Source organism: Novosphingobium sp. BL-S-19 (assembly GCF_055521675.1).
Genome location: NZ_CM145498.1, coordinates 1,301,676 through 1,321,695 on the forward strand (window position 1 = coordinate 1,301,676; position 20,020 = coordinate 1,321,695).

19 protein-coding genes are annotated in these 20,020 nt (G+C 65.6%); 13 read left to right on the forward strand and 6 right to left on the reverse strand.

Going from position 1 to position 20,020, the window contains the following annotated elements; all coding sequences use genetic code 11:
- The first annotated feature begins 62 nt into the window (after positions 1 to 62).
- The 4 genes from ACZ1JV_RS14435 to ACZ1JV_RS14450 are packed head-to-tail and all read left to right on the forward strand — an operon-like array spanning position 63 to position 3,298.
- Positions 63 to 653: an HdeD family acid-resistance protein gene (locus ACZ1JV_RS14435; RefSeq protein ID WP_465152092.1), complete on the forward strand. Its 591-nt coding sequence runs from the start codon at positions 63 to 65 to the stop codon at positions 651 to 653.
- Positions 654 to 677: 24 nt separating this feature from the next.
- Positions 678 to 1,145, forward strand: coding sequence for a YidH family protein (locus tag ACZ1JV_RS14440; RefSeq protein WP_465152093.1), 468 nt, complete (start codon positions 678 to 680; stop codon positions 1,143 to 1,145).
- 54 nt (positions 1,146 to 1,199) lie between these two features.
- A complete protein-coding gene (locus ACZ1JV_RS14445; protein WP_465137802.1) occupies positions 1,200 to 1,598 on the forward strand; it encodes a BlaI/MecI/CopY family transcriptional regulator in 399 nt (132 codons plus the stop codon).
- A complete protein-coding gene (locus ACZ1JV_RS14450) occupies positions 1,595 to 3,298 on the forward strand; it encodes a M56 family metallopeptidase (protein ID WP_465152094.1) in 1,704 nt (567 codons plus the stop codon). The genes ACZ1JV_RS14445 and ACZ1JV_RS14450 overlap by 4 nt, the downstream gene beginning before the upstream one ends.
- Positions 3,299 to 3,491: 193 nt before the next feature.
- Here ACZ1JV_RS14450 and ACZ1JV_RS14455 read toward each other — a convergent pair whose 3' ends face one another.
- Positions 3,492 to 4,127: a hypothetical protein gene (locus ACZ1JV_RS14455; protein WP_465137804.1), complete on the reverse strand. Its 636-nt coding sequence runs from the start codon at positions 4,125 to 4,127 to the stop codon at positions 3,492 to 3,494.
- 119 nt (positions 4,128 to 4,246) lie between these two features.
- The gene (ypfJ, locus tag ACZ1JV_RS14460; protein WP_465137805.1) at positions 4,247 to 5,116 is read right to left on the reverse strand and encodes a KPN_02809 family neutral zinc metallopeptidase; all 870 of its coding nucleotides are present in this window, start codon (positions 5,114 to 5,116) and stop codon (positions 4,247 to 4,249) included.
- A gap of 186 nt (positions 5,117 to 5,302) precedes the next feature.
- Between ypfJ and ACZ1JV_RS14465 the strand changes: the two genes are divergently transcribed.
- The 4 genes from ACZ1JV_RS14465 to ACZ1JV_RS14480 all read left to right on the forward strand — a co-directional run bounded on the left by ACZ1JV_RS14465 (position 5,303) and on the right by ACZ1JV_RS14480 (position 10,199).
- Positions 5,303 to 6,895, forward strand: coding sequence for a M28 family peptidase (locus tag ACZ1JV_RS14465; protein WP_465152095.1), 1,593 nt, complete (start codon positions 5,303 to 5,305; stop codon positions 6,893 to 6,895).
- Between the two features lie 93 nt (positions 6,896 to 6,988).
- Positions 6,989 to 8,446, forward strand: a complete 1,458-nt coding sequence (gene guaB, locus ACZ1JV_RS14470) for an IMP dehydrogenase (RefSeq protein ID WP_465137807.1) — start codon at positions 6,989 to 6,991, stop codon at positions 8,444 to 8,446.
- Between the two features lie 23 nt (positions 8,447 to 8,469).
- A complete protein-coding gene (locus ACZ1JV_RS14475) occupies positions 8,470 to 9,642 on the forward strand; it encodes an RsmB/NOP family class I SAM-dependent RNA methyltransferase (protein ID WP_465152096.1) in 1,173 nt (390 codons plus the stop codon).
- A 14-nt stretch (positions 9,643 to 9,656) separates the two neighbouring features.
- Positions 9,657 to 10,199 (forward strand): tetratricopeptide repeat protein, encoded by a 543-nt coding sequence (locus ACZ1JV_RS14480; protein WP_465152097.1) that lies wholly within the window; start codon positions 9,657 to 9,659, stop codon positions 10,197 to 10,199.
- Positions 10,200 to 10,322: 123 nt separating this feature from the next.
- On the opposite strand, the gene ACZ1JV_RS14485 is transcribed toward ACZ1JV_RS14480, so the two are convergent.
- Complete coding sequence (locus ACZ1JV_RS14485; protein WP_465152098.1) at positions 10,323 to 10,805, reverse strand: RNA pyrophosphohydrolase; 483 nt, start codon at positions 10,803 to 10,805, stop codon at positions 10,323 to 10,325.
- Between the two features lie 299 nt (positions 10,806 to 11,104).
- Between ACZ1JV_RS14485 and ACZ1JV_RS14490 the strand changes: the two genes are divergently transcribed.
- The 3 genes from ACZ1JV_RS14490 (at position 11,105) to ACZ1JV_RS14500 (ending at position 15,351) form a co-directional block, all read left to right on the forward strand.
- Entirely contained in the window at positions 11,105 to 13,084 is a 1,980-nt protein-coding gene (locus tag ACZ1JV_RS14490) for a 2-oxoacid:acceptor oxidoreductase subunit alpha (protein WP_465152099.1), read from the forward strand.
- Between the two features lie 27 nt (positions 13,085 to 13,111).
- The gene (locus ACZ1JV_RS14495; RefSeq protein ID WP_465152100.1) at positions 13,112 to 14,134 is read left to right on the forward strand and encodes a 2-oxoacid:ferredoxin oxidoreductase subunit beta; all 1,023 of its coding nucleotides are present in this window, start codon (positions 13,112 to 13,114) and stop codon (positions 14,132 to 14,134) included.
- Positions 14,135 to 14,373: 239 nt separating this feature from the next.
- Positions 14,374 to 15,351, forward strand: coding sequence for a metal-dependent hydrolase (locus ACZ1JV_RS14500; protein WP_465152101.1), 978 nt, complete (start codon positions 14,374 to 14,376; stop codon positions 15,349 to 15,351).
- On the opposite strand, the gene ACZ1JV_RS14505 is transcribed toward ACZ1JV_RS14500, so the two are convergent.
- The gene (locus ACZ1JV_RS14505) at positions 15,320 to 16,036 is read right to left on the reverse strand and encodes a phosphatase PAP2 family protein (RefSeq protein ID WP_465152102.1); all 717 of its coding nucleotides are present in this window, start codon (positions 16,034 to 16,036) and stop codon (positions 15,320 to 15,322) included. The two genes, ACZ1JV_RS14500 and ACZ1JV_RS14505, sit on opposite strands and share 32 nt — an antisense overlap.
- Positions 16,037 to 16,077: 41 nt before the next feature.
- On the opposite strand from ACZ1JV_RS14505, the gene ACZ1JV_RS14510 reads away from it, so the two are divergent.
- Complete coding sequence (locus ACZ1JV_RS14510) at positions 16,078 to 17,457, forward strand: cryptochrome/photolyase family protein (RefSeq protein WP_465152574.1); 1,380 nt, start codon at positions 16,078 to 16,080, stop codon at positions 17,455 to 17,457.
- 49 nt (positions 17,458 to 17,506) lie between these two features.
- A complete protein-coding gene (locus ACZ1JV_RS14515) occupies positions 17,507 to 18,811 on the forward strand; it encodes a class I SAM-dependent methyltransferase (protein WP_465152103.1) in 1,305 nt (434 codons plus the stop codon).
- Positions 18,812 to 19,269: 458 nt separating this feature from the next.
- Here ACZ1JV_RS14515 and ACZ1JV_RS14520 read toward each other — a convergent pair whose 3' ends face one another.
- Entirely contained in the window at positions 19,270 to 19,464 is a 195-nt protein-coding gene (locus ACZ1JV_RS14520) for a hypothetical protein (protein ID WP_465152104.1), read from the reverse strand.
- Between the two features lie 156 nt (positions 19,465 to 19,620).
- Positions 19,621 to 19,959 (reverse strand): PilZ domain-containing protein, encoded by a 339-nt coding sequence (locus tag ACZ1JV_RS14525; protein WP_465152105.1) that lies wholly within the window; start codon positions 19,957 to 19,959, stop codon positions 19,621 to 19,623.
- Positions 19,960 to 20,020 lie beyond the last annotated feature (61 nt).

The window sequence follows — 20,020 nt, forward strand, 5'->3', positions numbered from 1 at the left end:
GCAACCGAAACCGCTCCGTCGCATTACTTGGGCAACATTGCACGGGAACAGGAGTCGATTGCATGACGACCTCACACACCGACCCAAGTGCTTTTGCCGATCCTCTGGCCCCTCCTTATCTCGGCACGCCGCCGCTCGCCTGGGGCTGGGTGCTGGCTTATGGGCTGCTGCTCATCGCGGTTGCGGTCATCGTCATCGCCAACCCGCTGGTCGCCACTTTCGCCACCGGGTTCATGATCGGCTTCATGCTGTGCGTCTATGGCGTGGCCGGGATCGCCGCCGGTTTCCACTCTATGTCGAAGCGCGCGCGCTGGACGGAAATCCTGCTGGGCGCCATCGGGCTGATCGCCGGGCTCTACGTGCTGTTCAACCCGCTCGCCGGGGCGGTCACGCTGGTCTGGGCGATCGGCGCATGGCTGCTGATCTCCGGCGGGTTCGAGATCGCCTTTGCGCTGAAGGCGCGGAACGACAAGGCCTGGCGCCTGTTCATGGGCGTGCTGGACGTGGTGCTGGGCGTGCTTCTGCTGACCTCCAGCGTACCGACCGCCACCGGCTTTCTGGCGATCATCGTGGCGATCAGCTTCTTCATGCGCGGCGTGTTCATGATTGCCGTCGCGCTGGACCTGCGCAAGCTGGGCAAGGCGGGCGGCTGATCCACACGGAGCGGGAGATCGACGATGAGCGAGGATCCCGATCAAAAGGACGGCGGGCAGGACGAGGGCAAGCGCGCGCTTGCCGGCGAAATCGCCAAGGATGCGCGCCGCGTTGCCGAGAATGTCGAGAAACAGGCGGACACGGCGGACCGGCGCACGGTACTGGCGGCCGACCGCACGATCCTGGCCGCAGAACGCACTTACGCGGCCTGGGTGCGCACCGGGTTGGGCGCGCTGGCTTCCGGCATCGGCGCGCGCGCCTTGTTGCAGGGACTGGTCAGCGAGTGGCTGGTGATGGTGACGACGATGATGCTGCTGCTGTTTGCAGAGTTCAGTTTCATCGCTGGTATCTGGCGCCAGTTGCGGCCGGTCGCGCCGCCGCCGGAGACGGATACGCCGCGTCTGCCCGCTGCGCTTCTGGTCACGTTCAATGCCTTTCTGGTGCTGCTAGGCGCCGCCGTGATGATCGGCATCCTGACCGAAGGCACGTGATTGCATTCATCTGGCGTTCATGTTTACAAACGTAGTCGATTACGTGTGTAAACGATGGAGGAAGCCGTGGCCGAAGAGCCCGACACGCCGGAACGGATTTCGGAAGCGGAACATGCCGTGATGGAGGCTTTGTGGGAGCGTAGCCCGCTCACCGCCGCCGAAGTCTGCGAAAAGGTTTGCGAACCGCGCGGCTGGAGCCTCGCCACCGTAAAGACGCTGCTCTCGCGTCTGGTCGCCAAGCAGGCGGTCGCCACCGAGCCCGACGGCAAGCGCTTCCTCTATACCCCGCGCATCGCCCGCGAATCCTATGTCGGCACCGAAAGCCGCCGTCTGGTCGACCGTCTGTTCGGTGGCCGCGCCGCGCCGCTTTTCGCGCATCTTGCCGAGTCCGATGCGCTGACCGAAGATGACATTGCCGAAATCGAGGCCCTCCTGAAGGAGTTGAGGTCATGATCGAGTGGCTTGCCGATACGCTTGTGATGACGGGCGTGCTGATGACGCTGATCCTCTTCGTTCGCCGCCCGGTGGCCCGCATGTTCGGCCCGGCGGCGGCCTATGCGCTTTGGGCGCTGCCGATGATCCGGCTGATCCTTCCCCCGCTGGCCCTGCCGCGCGGGGTGGTTCCCGAGTTTTCCTTCGATGTGGAGCCGATCACCGCCGCCGCGGTGCCGCTGACGATGCCGGCGCAGGCGGTCGGCGAAGTTCCACTCGCCGCGCATGACGCCGCCATACCGGTGGCGGCCGATAGCGTGCCTGCGCTCGCCGATCCGGGCCTCTTCGCGCACGTTCCGTGGATGGCGCTGCTGGTGGCGGTCTGGCTGGGCGGCGCGGTGGTTTTCCTGGCGTGGCGCACCTGGAACTATCAACTGATGCGGCGCGAGATCCTGCGCGATGCGCGGCTTGTCGCCCGCTCCGGAGAGGTGCGCATCTACGAAAGCCCGGCGGCCGCTGCGCCGCTGGCCTTCGGTGTGTTCGAGAAGTGCGTGGCACTGCCCGAAGGCTTCCTGGCCACGGTGGACTCCGAATCGTCCGATTTCGCCATCGCGCACGAGTTGGAGCACCATGCCGGCAACGATCTGCTGGCGATCATGGCGCTGCAGCCGCTGTTCGCGCTGCACTGGTTCAACCCGCTGGGCTGGGCCGCCTGGCGCGCGCTGCGAGCCGATCAGGAGGCCGCTTGCGACGCACGCGTCATGGCGGGCTGCGGGCGCGAGATGCGGGCCCGTTACGGCCGGCTGATCGCCAGCTTTGCGGCCAGCACGCGGCTGACGCTGGCCGCGCCGATGGCGGGCACCCTGGCGGGGGACAAGCCGATCATCCAGCGGTTGAAGGCGCTGGGCCGCGCCGAAGTCTCGCCTGCCCGCCGGGTTGCCGCGCGGAGCCTGTTCGCGCTGGCCGTCGTCTCGGTGCCGTTTACCGCCACCGTTACCTATGCCGCCATGGAGGAGGCACCCGAAGCGCCGAACGTGCCGGCGGTCCCTTCCGGCCCGGCCGTGCCCGCCGCGCCTGCGGTTCCGGCGATCCGTGCGGTGGATCCCGATGCGACTGATCCTGATACGGCCTGGCCCGATGCGGCCCAGGGCGCACCGATGGCGCCCCCGGCTCCGGCAGCGCCGGAGGCTCCGGCTGCGCCGCAGGTCGCCGCAGCGCCCGTGCCGCCGGCCCCGCCGCAACCGCCCGAGCCGCCTGCATCGGTCTCGCTCAATCGCGCGATTGCCCGCAGCGTCCAGGCCAGCGTCGCGCAGGCGATGCGCGGCGTGCCCGAAGTGAAGCAGAGCACCTCAGCCGACGGCAAGGTTCAGACGATCCGCATCGTTACCCGTGACGCGGATGGATCGCGCAGCTACCGCGAAATGCGGATAGACAGCCGTTGTCCGGCGGACCGCGCTCGCAGCGAGGAGCGTTCTGGCAGGAGCGGCACATCCACGGTGATCTGCACCGGGGTGCCGAAGGAGGCGATCGAAGCATCCGTGCGGGCCGTGGCTGACGCCCGCACCGCGGTTGCGGCGAATCGTCACCTCTCGGCCGAACTGCGCAATGAGATCATGGCGGACCTCGATGCGGAGATGGTGAAGGCCCGTGCCGAGGCCGACCGTGCGCGCGCCGAGGCCGATCGGGCCCGCGCCGAAGTGGACAATTCCTGGAACGACTGATTTGGGCGGGGCTGTAAGAGACCGTTTGAAAATTCGCGAAACGCGAATTTTGCGGCACCGGCCCTCGCCCCCACCCTACCACCCATCGGTAGTATCCTGCGGGTGGTAGGGTGGGGGAGAGGGCCGGTGCCGCCTCAAAAATGCCCCTGCGGGCATTTTTCAAACGGACTCTAAGGCCCGCCGGTCAGTGCGGTCAGGGCACTTTCTGGACCACGGGGGTAGACGTGGTGGGGACGGAGGCGGTGCTTCCGTCCTTTTCCTGCGGCTTGTCGTCCCGCTTGCCATCCTTTTCCTGTAAGCTCTGCAGGTGCGCCTTGATGATCGCAGGCGTTGCGGGCGATGCGGGATACTTGCAGCCCTTGGCATGGCCCACGCCCTTGAGGAACGATCGCCGCGCTATGCCCGCGCGCACCGCGGCGAGCACGGCACGGTCTTGCGCGTTGGCGCCCGATATCTCGCGGATCAGGCCGCGGAACGGGACCAGCGAGCCGACGGCCCATTTTGCCACGCGTCCGGCGCTGATCGAACCACCGGGATCCGATGGCAGATCGGCGTCCGGCCCCAGCACATCGTCCAGCGCCAGCACGGCAGAGGATATCTGGGCGCAGGTCTTGATGCCGACCAGCGTATAGGGTTCCTGCGTCGCCGCCTGCAGCAGTGGCGGGATCTTGGTCTTGTCGAGGTTCAGGTCGGTCGCCGGGGTCTTGGCGATGTCCACGGCATTGGGCTCCGAATCGGTGATCGGGCGCTGCTTTGCCGAGACGGGCGCAGTGGCCAGCGGGGCGGCCAGCAGGCCGGTCAAGATAGCGGCAGTCCAAAGTCGGCGCATGATGATCTCCTGAATGCGGGAGAGGTGCGCGAGAGCGTGAAGGCGTGCCTCACCCCGTCATGCGAAGTGCACCGCATGACTGGCGCCCGAACGGTCGCACCCGCCCGAATATCTGATGCTTACAGGTCGGAGAACGTATCGCATGCGTCCTCGTTCCCTGAGTCCAGACCGCGCTTCAGCCATTTCATGCGCTGGGCGCTGGAACCGTGGGTGAAGCTTTCGGGGCTGACGCGCTGACCGGCATTCTTCATCAGCGTATCGTCGCCGATGGCGCTGGCGGCGGTCATGCCTTCTTCCATGTCGCCCGGCTCGATCCTTGCCTTGTTCTTGCCTGCCCAGACGCCGGCATAGCAGTCTGCCTGAAGCTCCATCCGCACTTGCAAGGCATTGGCCTGAGACGGGTTCTGCTGCTGCGCCTGCCGAACCTTGGAATCGAGGCCGAGCAGGTGCTGCACATGGTGCCCGTATTCATGCGCGACCACGTAATAGCGGGCGAAATCACCCTTGGCGCCCAGCTTGCGCTCCAGTTCGTCATAGAAGCTGGTGTCGATGTAAATGCCCTGATCGGCCGGGCAATAGAACGGCCCCATTGCGGCCTGGGCAGCGCCGCAACCGGAACGGTCGGTGCCGTTGTAGAAGTGGAGTTCGGGCTGATCGAAGGTGATGTTGGCCTGCTTGAACAGCGGTTCCCACGTCTGGTTCAGCGAACTGAGCGCGTTGCAGGCTTCCAGGGCATACTCGTTCTGGCCGCAGATCTTGACCGGGTCTTGCTGTTCGCCCTGCTGGACAGGCGTGCCCTGTTGAGGGCTCTGCTGCTGCACGTTTTCGATCGTGCCCAGCATCTGCTGGGGGTCTACGCCGAAGACGAACATGCCGATCAGCACGATCACCAGCGTGCCGCATCCCAGCTTGCCGCCACCACCGCCGGGGAAGCGGCTGCCGCCTTGGGTTACGCGGATGTTGTCGGGGTTGAACCTGTCGAGCCGCATCCGTCCGGTGTCCCTTCGTGTCTGATCCCTCAAGGCGGGAGCGTAATCGCCCGCCCCGGTCCTGTTCAATGGAAAAGGCACCGTGTTGTTCCTGTGGCACGCTGGCCGGAAAAATCGCGTGGCTTCCGATGGCTGGGCGAGATTCGCTAACCGCCCGGGCAATTCCCGCGTATAGGGTGCGGAACGATGAACAGGGGTTTCAAGGCGAGCATGGCCCGTACGGCCGGAGCGGTGGCTTTGGGTGGGGCTTTGGCTGCCGCCCTGCTTGGCGCCGGAATCGCCCATTCGGCATCGGCGTCCCGCGCGGATCAGGAAATCGCCGCCCGTCTGCGCGCCCAGATCGCGGTGCTAGCCAGCGACGATTTCGACGGCCGCGAACCCGGCACCGATGGCGAGGCGAAGACCTTGCGCTATCTGGGCAAGCAGTGGTTCGACATCGGGCTGACGTCCGGCACCAACGATCCCGGCCATGAATGGTTTGCGCCCGTAACCCTGGTCGCGCGCGAACCGGCAACATCTTCCGCGCAGTTCCAGCGCAAGGGAAGAGTGGTGACGCCCAAGGACGTACTGGTGCTCACGTCCGGCAAGCGCAGTCTGGTGCGCAGCGTGCCGCTGTTGTTCGTGGGCAAGGGCAGGGGTCGCGACTATTCGCGCACCGAACTCGCAGGCCGCATCGCCGTGGTGCTGGACGGGAACACGCCGGATAGCGAACGCCAGAACCAGCTTCTGGAAATGGGCGCCTCTGCCGTGCTGACGGTGCTGGACGGTGATCGTAGCCTTGATCAGGTAGCGGCGCGGCGGAAGCGTTCGGGCTATGCGCTGTCCAACGATTCGCTGGGCGGCGATCTGGAAGCCTTCATCACCCGCGATGCGATGACCGTGTTGCTGAAGGGCACCGGGCAGACGCTGGTCGGTTTGGAGAAGCTGGCCGAGAAGCCCGATTTCGCGCCGGTCCCGCTGGACCTGACCGCCTCGATGGAGGCGACCACCCGCGAAACCACGATCCGCACCCACAACCTGATCGGCAAGCTGCCCGGCCGCCGCCCGGAAACCGGCGCGGTGCTGTTCCTGGCGCACTGGGACCATTTCGGAGAGTGCGGCGCGCCGCCGGCTGAGGACGTGATCTGCAACGGCGCGATAGACAATGCCAGCGGCGTCGCCTCGCTCACCGAAGTCGCCCGCCGCCTCTCGCGCGGGCCGCAGTTGGACCGCGACGTCTATTTCCTTGCCACCACCGGGGAGGAACTGGGCCTGCTGGGCGCCCATGCCTTTGCGGAGAACCCGCCGCTGCCGTTGCGGCAGATCGTGGCGGCCTTCAACATTGATTCGAATGCCATCGCCCCGCACGGCACGCCGTTCGCCATCGTCGGGCGCGGGATGACGGGGCTGGACGCCGCGATCGTCAAAGTCGCCAAGGCCGAGAAGTTCAAGGTGGTCAACAGTGACGAGGCGAACGATTACGTGCGCCGGCAGGACGGTTGGGCACTGGCGCAGCACGATATTCCGGCGGTGCTCGTGTCTACCGCTTACGGCGACATGACGCGGATGCGCGCCTTTTTCGATAGTGACTACCACCGGCCCAGCGACGATCTGGTGCACATGGCACATCCGCTGGAACTGGGCGGCGCGGTGGACGATGTTAAGCTTCTTTCGACACTTGGCCGCTGGTTTGCCGATCTGCGCAAGGTGCCGGCCAGCGCCGTCAGCAGTCTGCCGAAGGGCACCGCGCCACCCGTGCCGGCGCCGGCATCCAGCCCGGTTCCACCGACCGGAAAATGAGGCGCGGCGGGCAAATTGGGGGCTAGCACTGGCGCCACCCTTTGATTACATGGGCCGCCACGATTCTCCCCCGACAAGATAATGGTGGCGCACATGGACATTCCCCTCGGACTTACTTTCGACGACGTACTGCTGCGTCCCGCCAAGTCCGATATCGTCCCCACCCAGGCCGATACCCGCACGCGCCTTACGCGCGACATTTCCCTCAACATCCCGGTCATCTCCTCGGCCATGGATACCGTGACCGAAGCGGACATGGCGATCGTCATGGCCCAGCTGGGCGGCATCGGCGTCCTGCACCGCAACCTCACGATCGAGGAACAGTGTGCCGCTGTCCGCGCCGTGAAGCGCTTCGAAAGCGGCATGGTGGTCAACCCGATCACGATCAGCCCGGACGCCACGCTGGGTGAGGCGCAGGCGATCATGCTGGCCAACAAGATCAGCGGCATCCCGGTGGTTGAGAATTCGGGCAAGCTGGTCGGCATCCTCACCAACCGTGACGTGCGCTTCGCTGCCAACCCGGCGCAGCCGGTGCGTGAGCTGATGACGCATGAAAACCTGGCCACCGTGAAGCTGGGCGTCGATCAGGAAGAGGCGCGCCGCCTGCTGCACGCCCGCCGGATCGAGAAGCTGCTGGTGGTCGATAACGATTTCCGCTGCGTCGGCCTGATCACCGTGAAGGACATCGAAAAGGCCGTCACTTATCCGGACGCCACCAAGGACGCCGCCGGCCGCCTGCGCGTCGCCGCCGCGACCACCGTGGGCGACAAGGGCTTCGCCCGTACCGAGGCGCTGCTGGCTGCCGAGTGCGACGTCGTCGTCATCGATACCGCCCACGGCCACAACAAGGACGTGGCGCTCGCGGTCGAGCGCGTGAAGAAGCTGTCGAACTCGGCACAAGTCATTGCCGGCAACATCGCCACCGCCGAAGCGGCGCGCGCGCTGATCGATGCGGGTGCGGATTGCGTGAAGGTGGGCATCGGGCCGGGCTCGATCTGCACCACGCGCATCGTCGCCGGCGTCGGCGTGCCGCAGCTGACCGCCATCATGGAAGCTGCCGAAGAGGCCGACAAGTCGGGCGTGCCGGTGATCGCCGATGGCGGTCTGCGCACTTCGGGCGACGCTGCCAAGGCGCTGGCCGCCGGTGCATCGACGATCATGGTCGGATCGATGCTGGCCGGTACCGAAGAAGCGCCGGGCGAGACCTTCCTCTACCAGGGCCGCGCCTACAAGTCGTACCGCGGCATGGGCTCGGTGGGTGCGATGGGCCGGGGTTCGGCCGACCGCTACTTCCAGGGCGACATCAAGGACCAGATGAAGCTGGTTCCCGAAGGCATCGAAGGTCAGGTCGCTTACAAGGGCCCGGCCAAGGACGTCATCCACCAGCTTGTCGGCGGTGTGAAGGCGGCCATGGGCTATACCGGTTCGGCCACGATCGAGGATCTGCGCAAGGGCGCGCAGTTCGTGCGCATCACCAATGCCGGCCTGCGCGAGAGCCATGTCCACGACGTGACCATCACGCGTGAGGCACCGAACTACCCCTCGCGCTGATCGCACGCGGGTAGGGCAGGGGCATGACGCCGGGTGCGCGCGTACAGGCGGCGATCGAGGTTCTGGACCTGGTGATCGCGGCGGCGCGCGCCAATGGTGCGCCTGCCGACCGGCTGATCGGGGACTGGTTCCGCACCCGCCGCTTCGCCGGCAGCAAAGACCGGCGCGCGGTTCGTGAACTGACCTATCGCGCGATCCGGGCCTGCGGCGAAGTGCCGGAAACCGGCCGTGCGGCCATGCTGCGCATCGCCGCCGAAGATCCGGAGCTTGCCGCGCTGTTCGACGGCACCGGGCACTCTCCCGCGACGATCGTTCCCGGTGAGCCGGTGGCGGAGGCTGGCCTTGCCCCGCATTGGCTGGTCGAGCGTTTCGCGGCCAGCGCGGTTTCCGAAACCGATGCCATGGCGCTGCTGGACCGCGCCCCGCTGGACATTCGCGTCAACACCCTGCGTACCGGACGGCTCGACCTGCCCGAGGGCGGTGAGCGGTCCGTGGCCGCGCATGGCTGGCGCTATCCGCCCGAAACCAGCATCGAACAGTCTGACGCCTATGTTCACGGCGCGATCGAAGTGCAGGACACCGGATCGCAGCTGACCTGCGAAGCCGTGGCCGCACGGCCGGGCGAGACGGTGATAGACCTTTGCGCCGGGGCAGGGGGCAAGACGCTCGCGCTGGCAGCGGCGATGGAAAACAGCGGCACGCTGATCGCCGCCGATACCGACCGTGCGCGCCTTTCGCGCCTTGCGCCGCGAGCGGAGCGCGCCGGGGCCACGGCAATCGAAACCGTGTTGCTCAATCCCAACAAGGAAGCGCAGGCGCTGCAGCGCTTTGCCGGGGCGGCGGACGCTGTGCTGGTCGATGCGCCCTGTTCGGGCACCGGCACCTGGCGCCGCAATCCGGAGGCGCGCTGGCGGCTGACCGAAGCGCAATTGGCACGCTATGCGGCAATCCAGTCGCGCCTGCTGGACGTGGCGGCGGAACTGGTGCGACCGGGCGGACGGCTGGTTTTCGTCACCTGTTCGTTGCTGGACGAAGAAGGCGCCGATCAGGCGGCGGGGTTCCTGCGCCGCCATTCCGACTGGGGCGCGGAAACGCCGGTGCTGCCCGCTGGAACGCCGCGCGGGGAGGGACTGCGCCTTTCGCCTTGGCACGATGGGACCGACGGCTTTTTCGTCGCACGCTTTCATCGGCTGTGATAGCGTCGGGCGTTATGATGAGGACCAAGCCCTCGGCCAAGGACCTGTTGATGCGTTACACGCCTGTTGCCATTGCCCTTTCTCTCGTTGTTGCCGTCTCTTCCAGCGCGATCCTCTCGCAGCCTGTCGCGCCGATGGATCCGCGCGCGGCCAATCTGCTGGGCGAAGGTCATGCCGCCGTTGCTTCGGGCGACATCAATGCGGCTATCGACTCTTATGAAGCGGCGCTGACGATCGCCCCCGGCAATGTGTCGGTTCTGCTCGCGCTGGCAGACGCCACGCGCCGCCAGGGCCTGCAGGGCAAGGCTTTGCACTATTACCGCGTGGCGCTGGTTTCGGACCCGCGCAATCTGGAAGCGATCGCCGGCGAAGGGATCGCGCTCGCCGAAAAGGGCGCGACCGACAAGGCCGGCCGCAATCTTGCCCGCCTGCTGACGCTTTGCGGCAAGGATTGCGCGGAAACGCAGCAGCTTGCGGCCGAGATTTCCAAGATCGGCACGCCGCGCATGGTCAGCGCCGATGCGGTTGCGCCCAAGCCGGTGGTTTCGGAAAACTGATCCTTCGATCCTTCGACAAGCTCAGGATGAGCGGATGTTGTGTAATCCGCTCATCCTGAGCTGCGAAGTATTGCCAAGCCCCGCTCGCCCTGAGCTTGTCGAAGGGCTTGGCGCAAGCACGCCTCAGATCAGCGCGCGGAACTCTTCCAGCACGGCACGATAGACGCGCTTCTTGAAGGGGATGATCAGGTCGGGCAGCTGTTCGGCCTCAACCCATTTCCAGTCGTTGAATTCGGCCGGTTTGTGGGCGTCCAGATCGACATTGTCGTCGCTGCCCTCGAAGCGCAGCAGGAACCAGGTCTGGCGCTGGCCGCGGTACTTGCCCTTCCACAGCTTGCCGATCAGTTCGTCCGGCAGATCGTACAGCAGTTCCTCGCGCGTGCGGGACAGGACGGTCACATCCCGCTCGGTCACGCCGGTTTCTTCCCAAAGTTCGCGCAGCGCCGCGTCCTTCAGGTCTTCGCCATCATCGACGCCGCCCTGGGGCATTTGCCACCAGTCGCCTTCCTTGGTGTCGATTCGCTTGCCGACGAAGACCTTTCCATCGGAATTGACCAGCATGACACCGACGCAGGGACGGTAGGGAAGGGACGCGAAATCATTCATCGTCGGAGAGAAATCCAGATTGTGAGGGGAAGGCTCGTCGCCGGGATCTGCTTGTGGATCGCTGTGTCGGAGCGCATGCCGGGCACAATGGCCCAAGCCCACGCGCAAAGCCAGCGCGATTTATCGTTCCATCCCCGGTAACCCTTCCGGAAACGTTTCGGGTTGGGGAACGATTCAGGCAGGGTCGGGATTTCGACCTTGAGAGTTTTTCTGTTTTGCACCGGTAGTAAGCAGGCATAGTCTGGGCGCGGGAGACAATTCGGCCGGCATCAGAACGGTACTCCCGGAGGAGGACGATGATGGCGACAGTGTTGTCGGATCAAGGCCCGTCGAATCAAAGCGCGTCGAATCAGGACGCATCCCCACAGAGTGGCCCCGTAGAGGCCGTCGTCGTTCGTTTCGCCGGGGACTCTGGCGATGGCATGCAGTTGACGGGCGGGCAGTTCACCCTGTCCACCGCGCTCGCCGGCAACGATCTGGCGACGTTTCCGGACTTCCCTGCCGAAATCCGCGCGCCGCAGGGCACGCTGTTCGGGGTTTCCGCCTTCCAGATCAATTTCGGCTCCAGCGAGATCACCACGGCGGGCGATGCGCCCGATGTGTTGGTGGCGATGAACCCGGCCGCGCTGAAGACCAATGTGCAGGCGCTGAAGCCCGGCGGGCTGGTGATCGTCGACACTGGCGAGTTCAACAAGCGCAACCTGGAAAAGGCGAAGTACGAAACCAACCCGGTGGAGGACGGCAGCCTCGCCAAGTGGGACGTGCTGGCCTTCGATATTTCAGCGCTGACGATGGAGGCGGTGAAGCCGTTTGGCCTTGGCAACAAGGAAGCGCTGCGCTGCAAGAACATGTGGACGCTGGGGCTGGCGCTCTGGATGTTCGACCGGGACCGGCAACCGCTGGTGGACTGGCTGACCGCCAAGTTCGCCAAGAACCCGGTGCTGGCGGAGGCCAACGTGGCCGCGCTCAACGCCGGCCATGCCTATGGCGAGACGGCGGAACTGGCCGGCCCGCTGCACAAGCAGCATATCGATCCGGTGCCTTCGCAGCCCGGCCTCTACCGCACGATCACCGGGGCCGAGGCGGTCTCGCTGGGGCTGGTGGCCGGCGCGCAACTGGCGGGCCTGCCGATGTTCTTCGGCGGCTATCCGATCACGCCGGCATCGGCGGTGCTGCACAATCTGGTGAAGATGAAGGAGTTCGGCGTCACCACCTTCCAGGCGGAGGATGAGATCGCCGCGATCTGCGCCGCCATCGGCGCGAGTTACGCCGGGCATCTTGGCGTCACTTCGTCCTCCGGCCCCGGCATTGCCCTCAAGGGAGAGGCGATGGGGCTGGCGATCATGACCGAGCTGCCGCTCGTCATCGTCAATTCGCAGCGCGGTGGGCCTTCCACCGGGCTGCCCACCAAGACCGAGCAGTCGGACCTTTATCAGGCCGTCTATGGCCGCAATGGCGATGCGCCGCTGCCGGTGGTCGCCGCGCGGTCCCCCGCCGATGCGTTCGAATGCGCGATAGAAGCCTGCCGCATCGCCACGCAGTACATGACTCCGGTGATCCTGCTGACGGACGGCTATATCGGCAATGCGTCGGAGCCGTGGAAGGTGCCCGATCCGGCCACTTTCGCGCCGTTTCCCGTCACGTTCCTGGGTGAGAGCAACGATCCCGAAGGCAAAGTGCTGCCCTACAAGCGTGACGAACGGGGCGTGCGACCTTGGATCAAGCCCGGCACGCCCGGCCTGATGCACCGCATCGGCGGGATCGAGAAGGCGGTGGACACCGGCAACATCGATTATGCGCCCGATGTCCACCAGCACCAGACCGACGCCCGCAAGGCGAAGATCGACGGGGTGGCGCAGACCATTCCCGCGCAGGAGGTCTGCCTTGGCAACGCGGGCGGGAAGCTGGCCGTTGTCGGCTGGGGGTCGACTTTCGGGCCGATCCATCAGGCGGTGCGCCGGGCGCGGAAGAAGGGGCTGGACGTCAGCCATATCCACGTGCGCCATATCTGGCCGCTGCCGGCGAACCTTGGTGAATTGCTGGCCGGTTACGACAACGTTCTCGTGCCCGAAATGAACACCGGGCAGTTCAAGACGGTGCTGCGCGACCAGTTCCTGATCGACGCAGTGCCGCTTTCCAAGACCAGCGGCCAGCCTTTCGCCATTGCCGAACTGGAAGCGGCGATAGGTCGGTTCTTCGACGGCGTGCCGGAGAATGAGGGTGGAGAGGTCGCGGTGAACGAGACCCAGCTTCCCGCACCGGAAATAGAACAGCCCTGATTCTTGGCACGAAGCCTGGAGACGATCATGAATGACATGACCCCCGTGACCACGCTGAAAGACTGGGAAACCGATCAGGAAGTGCGCTGGTGTCCCGGTTGCGGCGACTATGCGATCCTGAAGGCGGTGCAGCGCACACTGCCGATGGTGGGCGCGGATCCGAAGAATACCGTGTTCGTTTCGGGCATCGGCTGTTCCAGCCGCTTTCCCTACTACGTGGAGAGCTATGGCTTCCACACGATCCACGGCCGCGCGCCGGCGGTCGCCACCGGGATCAAGCTGGCCAATCCGCACCTCGATATCTGGCTGGTGACCGGTGACGGGGATGGCATGTCGATCGGCGGCAACCACACGATGCACGTGCTGCGCCGCAATCTCGATTGCCAGATCCTGCTGTTCAACAACGAGATCTACGGCCTGACCAAAGGCCAGTATTCACCCACGAGCCGCGTTGGTACGCCTTCACCCACGTCGCCGGTCGGGTCGGTGGACCGCCCCGCGCTGCCCTGTGCTTTTGCGCTGGGGGCCGGCGCCCGCTTCGTGGCGCGCGGCTATGACGTCTCCAAGGATCTGCCCGATGTGTTGAAAGCCGCCTACGAGCATCGCGGCGCGGCGTTTATCGAGATCTTCCAGAACTGCATCGTCTACAACAAGGACCGCTTCGACGACTTCACCGCCAAGGCCGTGGCGGCGGACAACCAGATTCAGGTGCGCGATGGCGAGCCCCTGTTGTTCGCCAAGGACACCAAGGGACTGGCGCTCGATCTTGATACGCTGTCGCTCAAAGTCGTCGATGTCGTGGAGGGCGACTGGCAGGCCGCGGGTGTGGCCGTGCACAACGTCCGCAATCGGGGGCTGGCGCATATGCTGGTGGAAATGCCGTTCGGGCCATTCCCCATGGCGCTGGGCGTGATCTACGACGATCCCGCGCCGACGTTCGAAAGCGCCGTGGTCGAGGAACGGGCGAGGCTGATCACGGGCAAGACGGCCGATCTCGGCAAGCTGCTGGGCAAGGGCCAGACCTGGGTAGTCGAGGAAAAGGCGGGATAAAGTCGGAAGTGCGCGCATCCGCGCAGCCTATTACCCACGACCATAACCCCCTCCCACTCCGTCATCCCCGCGAAGGCGGGGATCCCGCTTTCTTCTTCTGCGTGAATCCAAAAAGTGGGGCCCCCGCCTCCGCGGGGGCGACGGTTAAGTTGATGATAGAGTGAGGGTTGCGCATCGCGCCCTTGCCGAAGCGACGATCGCGCCCAATATCCCGCCTTCGATGCAAGACACTGCTCCCCATGGATAATCTCACCCACAGCTTGGTCGGCTGGGCACTCGGCGAAACCGGGCTGAAGCGCCGCACGCGTAAAGGGCTGGCGGCCTTGGTGCTGGCGGCGAACATGCCGGATATCGATGTGTTCTTCGGCTGGTCGCCATGGGCGCCGCTGGCGATGCATCGCGGATTTACGCACGGGCTGGTCGGCGGAGTGCTGGTCATGCCGCCACTGCTGGCGGGGCTGCTCTGGCTGCTCGACCGCTGGCAGGAGCGACGCGGCGTAGTGTTTCGCAGCGGATTGCCGATGCATTTCGGCTGGCTGCTGACGCTCTCCTATCTGGGCGCGCTGACCCATCCCATGCTGGACCTGCAGAATGTCTATGCGATCCAGTTGCTCTCCCCGATGCGGGGGGATTGGTTCCACACCGATGGCCTTTTCATCGTGTCGCCCTGGCTGCTGGCGATGCTGGGCGTCGGGATTTGGGGAAGCCGGCGGCGGGCGAAGCGGGGAAGGGCTAACGCCGGGCGGCCTGCGCTGGCAGCTCTGGCGGGCGTACTGAGCTTCATTATCTTCAACATCGGCCTCTCCGCTCTCGCATGGCGTGCGCCTTCCGTGGGCGAGCCTCATGCCCAGCCCGGCCGGGTTTTCGCTTCGCCGGAGCCGCTGGCGTTCTGGCGCCGTGACGTCATCTGGCGGCAGCAGGGGCAGATTGCTTTCGGCCGCTACGATCCTTTCCGCAATCTCACCACGTTGACGGAAAGCACCGCGCCGATTGCGGACAATATGGGCGATCCGTTGGCGGCAAAGGCGGGCCGGGCCACTCCGGCAGCGGAGAAGTTCCTGGCCTGGTCGCAAATGCCGATGGCGCGGATCGAACGGCATGGCTGCACTGCTACGGTGACCTTCGGCGATGCGCGCTACACCGGGCCGGCCGTGCGACGCAATTTCAACGTCGCCGTCGATGTGCCTACGGGTGCTCCGGGCTGTCCGCCTCGGTGATATCCGCCACGGCTTTTGCCGGGCGATAGAGCGTGGCGCTGGCGGTGAAGGCCCAGGCCGCTCCGCCCAGCCAGCCGGCCATCACGTCGCTGGGCCAATGGACGCCCAGCCAGACCCGGCTCCACGCGATGCACAGGCTGAGCAGCACGGCGGCGGCGATTAGCGTGTGCCGCACGCCCGCCCGCGCGTTGAGCGCCGCGAAGGCGAGGGCCAGCGCGATGTAGGTCGAGGCCGAATTGAAGCTGTGTCCGCTGGGAAAGCTGGCCCCGCCCGCTTCGGTCAGGTGGGGCACGATTTCGGGGCGAGGTCGGCCGAACAGCGCCTTCAGCAGGGTGTTGACCACACTGCCGGTCAGCACCGTCAGCGCCAGCAGCACCGCCTCCCTGCGGCAGCGCAGCCAGAACAGCGCGACCACCGCGATTGTCGTGAACAGCGTGATCAGCAGCGATCCGCCCATCGCGGTAAGATCGCGCACCCATTCCAACAGCTTTACCGGGCCGAGCGGCCGCAAGTCTCCCGCGCGCCAGAACAGCAGGCCTAACTGGTCGAAGTGCTGCGTGCGGCCGGTGGGAACGGCCCATACGAATGCGGCGAACCCTGCCCAGCAGACGGCAGCGGCAATCGCCGCCTTGCGCGGATCGATGCGGTGGCGGGGCAGGATCGGGGCTTTGGGCAAAGGGTTCATGGCGCTAGGAAACCGTGATGACTACGAAGCGTTCCGGCACCATGAAAATTCCCGTGATCGTCTGGCTGCGGCGCGACCTGCGCCTGTCGGACCAGCCTGCCATTGTCGAGGCCGCAAGCAAAGGGCCGGTTATCCCGGTCTACGTGTTGGACGACGAGACGCCCCGCCACCGGCGCATGGGCGCGGCGTCCCGCTGGTGGCTGCACCATTCGCTCGCCAGCCTGGATGAGAGCCTGCGCGAGAAGGGATCACGCCTGATCCTGCGGCGGGGCAAGTGCGAGGATGTGCTGGCCGATCTCATCAAGGAGACCGGCGCACAGGAAGTTCATGCGCTGCACCACTACGAACCCTGGTGGCGCAATGCCGAAAGGGCGGTGGGCAAGGCGGTGGACCTGCACCTCCACCACGGCAATTACCTCGCCCCGCCGGGCTCGGTGCTGAACGGATCGGGCAATCCCTACCGCATCTACACCCCGTTCTGGCGGGCGCTGAACGAGCGGATGCCGCCGCACGAACCGCTACGTCGCCCGCAGAAGATCGATGCGCCGCACATGTGGCCGAACTCCGACCGGCTGGAGGATTGGAACCTGTTGCCCAGCAAGCCCGACTGGGCCGGCGGCATGCGCGATATGTGGCAGCCGGGCGAGGAGGGCGCGAAGAAGCGCCTCCATGACTTCGCCGAAGAAGCAGCGCGCTATGAAGCGCAGCGCAACCTGCCTTCCGTGGAGGGCACCTCGTTCCTTTCGCCTCACCTGCATTTCGGAGAGATTTCGCCCGCGCAGGTCTGGCATGCAGTGGCTGATGCCGGCGGTTCGGTGGACGTGTTTCTGGGGGAGCTGGGCTGGCGCGACTATGCGCAGAACGTGATCCTGGCGCTGCCCGACTATGGCAGCCATTCCGCCAAGGAGGACTTCGCGCACCTTCACTGGCGCAGCGGCAAGGGCGCCGAGGCGGACCTGAAGGCATGGCAACGCGGCATGACCGGTTATCCCATCGTCGATGCCGGGATGCGCCAGCTCTGGCACACGGGCTGGATGCACAACCGCGTGCGGATGATCGCCGCCAGCTTCCTGATCAAGCATCTTCTGATCGACTGGCGCGAAGGAGAGCAGTGGTTCTGGGATACGCTGGTGGATGCCGACTATGGCTCCAACGCGGTGAACTGGCAGTGGAGCGCCGGCTCCGGCGTGGATGCGCAGATGTTCGTGCGGATCATGGCGCCGCTCAGCCAGTCGGAGAAATTCGACGCTGCCGCCTATATCCGCGAATGGGTACCCGAGCTGGCCGATCTGCCCGAACCGGAGATCCATGATCCTTCGCCCATGGTCCGTCCAAAGGGCTATCCCGCCAAGCTGGTTGAGCATCGCGACGGGCGCGAACGGGCTCTTGCGGCGTGGCAGAAGCTTAAGACAAACAACTAGGCAGTATAGGCAATTGCCCTCGGCCGAGAACGGGATCATATCCGGAACCATGAACGCGCATGCACCCGGGAGAGGCGAAGAACTGGTCGATGGCGGACGGGCGATCGGCGTTGGTCCGCAATGGCTGGCAAAGTTGTGGTCGGGCGGCGTGGCGAAGATTCTCGACCGGATCGACGCGGGCCTCATTCGCGGATCGATAGAGGCAACGCTGCCTTCGGGTGAGACGCGGATGCTGGGCGGCCGGCAGCCCGGATTCGACGCGGTGGTGCATCTGAAAAGCTGGCGCGCTTTGCTGCGGCTGGCGACGTCGGGCTCGGTCGGCTGGTATCAGGCGTGGGAAGCGGGCGAGTGGGACAGCCCCGATCCGGTGCCTTTGTTCGCGCTGTTCATGGACAATGCCCGCAGCCTGGGCGACACAGCGCGGGCACGCGGCCCATGGCGGCTGGCGACCCGGCTGATGCACTGGCTGCGCCGCAACAGCCGCGCCGGTTCGCTGCGCAACATTCACGCGCACTACGATCTGGGCAACGATTTCTATGAGGCGTGGCTGGGCGACACCATGCTGTATTCCAGCGCGATCTACACCAAGCCCGGCAGCGGGCCCAATGCGCTGGCGCAGTTCGTCACCCCGCTGGACGCCGCGCAATCGAACAAGATCGTGGCTATCGCGCGCCGTCTGGCGCTGCAGCCCGGTGGGCGGGTGCTGGAAATCGGCTGCGGCTGGGGCACGCTGGCGGCCTTCTTGGCCGATTGCGAGCAAGTCGCGGTAGATGCGATCAGCCTCTCCGACGAACAGCTTGCCTATGCGCGCCAGCGCTGGAAGCCGCAGACCGGGACGGTGGACTTCCGCAAGCAGGACTATCGCGACGTTGCCACTGCGAACGGCGGCGCGCTCTACGACGGCATTGCCTCGGTAGAGATGGTGGAGGCGGTGGGGCGCCAATACTGGCCCGATTTCCTCGATTGCGTGGCGCAGAACCTGAAGCCCGGGGCCCGCGCGGCGATCCAGTACATCTCGATGGATGAACGGATTTTCGAATCCTACGCCCGCAGCGCCGATTTCATCCAGACTTTCGTGTTCCCCGGCGGCATGCTGATCAACGAGCCGGAATTCCGCGCTCTGGCGGAGGAACGCAGCCTCACCTGGGAAGACCGCAAGGGCTTCGGGCAGGACTATGCCCGCACGCTGCACGCCTGGCGTGAGAATTTCGACGCGGCGGTGGAAGGCGGACGGCTACCCCCCGGCTTCGACGAACGCTTCATCCGCCTCTGGCGTTTTTACCTGATGTACTGCGAAGGCGGCTTTCTGGGCGGTGGCATCGACGTGGCGCAAGTGACGCTGGTGAAGGCGTAGCGGCGCGGGCGTTGCGCTTGCCCACCCCGCTCAGGCTGAGCTTGTCGAAGCCCGCCCGCAACACCAGATTTGCTGCCCCAAGGCCTTCCACAGGCCCGCGATGAGACCTTTGCGGTGGAACGCAAACTCAAGGGTTGGAGTCCGGCCGAGAAGGGAACTGGATGTTGGTCAGCCAACTGGCCCGGAGTGCCGCGCCGCAGGGGGCTTCGACAAGCTCAGCCTGAGCGGGTGGAAAGGTTGAATGTGGGAGCAATCAGGCGGAAGAAAAGAAAGGGTTCGCGCGGAGGCGCGAAGGCGCAAAGGGGTTGGATGGCGCAGCACACCATTTTCTTCTTTCAGCGTAGCGGAAATTGCAGCGTTTAAAAGAAGGACGGCTTTACCGCAGGAACGACTTCTTTGCGCTTCCGCGCCTCCACGCGAACCGATTCTTAAACTGATGGCTTCAGCCTCGTTGCCAGTCAGCAGCAGGTCGCGGGCTTGTCGCGGCGGTTGGTGGCGCGCAGCGTGGCGATGACGGCGGCCTGTTCGCGGATCACGGCAGCGGCCTGCAGCATGATCACCTCGGTGGCAGGGTCTGCGGATCCGGAACCCGCCAGCGACGCCCACATTTCCAGGGTCCGGGCCAGTTCCTCGGCCTCGCGCTGATCCACCATGGTCTCCCTGTCGTTGCGGATTGCTCCGGCATCTTGGGGAGGCGTATCTTCTTCAAATGGCTGAAAGATCGACGCTTAATCTGCGAACGTGCCACTGCGTCGGACGAATGACATGCGGACGCAGGCGAGTGGTGGCAGGCGAGTGGGGGTAGGGCGTCAGCCGCCCGCGCCGCTCCAGCGGGCCAGGATCGATTCGAGGATGATCGGGCTCAGCAGCTGTTCGAAGGCGCAGCCGACAAGGCCGTCCTGCCACCAGATCACGCGGGAGGGCAGGGCTTCCATGCCGGGCAGGGTCAGCCAGCAATAAGTGCCGGGATGGATGCGGCTGATCGCGGTGGTGGAAAAGCCGGAGAGCGAAAGGTCGCGCACCGCCGTCTGGAATCCCTTCGCGCCAGACGCGCGAAAGCTGGCCGGAATCGAAATGCGCACGCGCGGCGCGCTGCGGTCTTCCTGCGCAGCCAGTTCGTAGCGGTGCGGCGGTTCAGTCTTGATCATCGGCCCGATACCTGTCCCGTTTTGGACGGCGCGGGGATCACGGCGCCGTCCGGACGAAGGA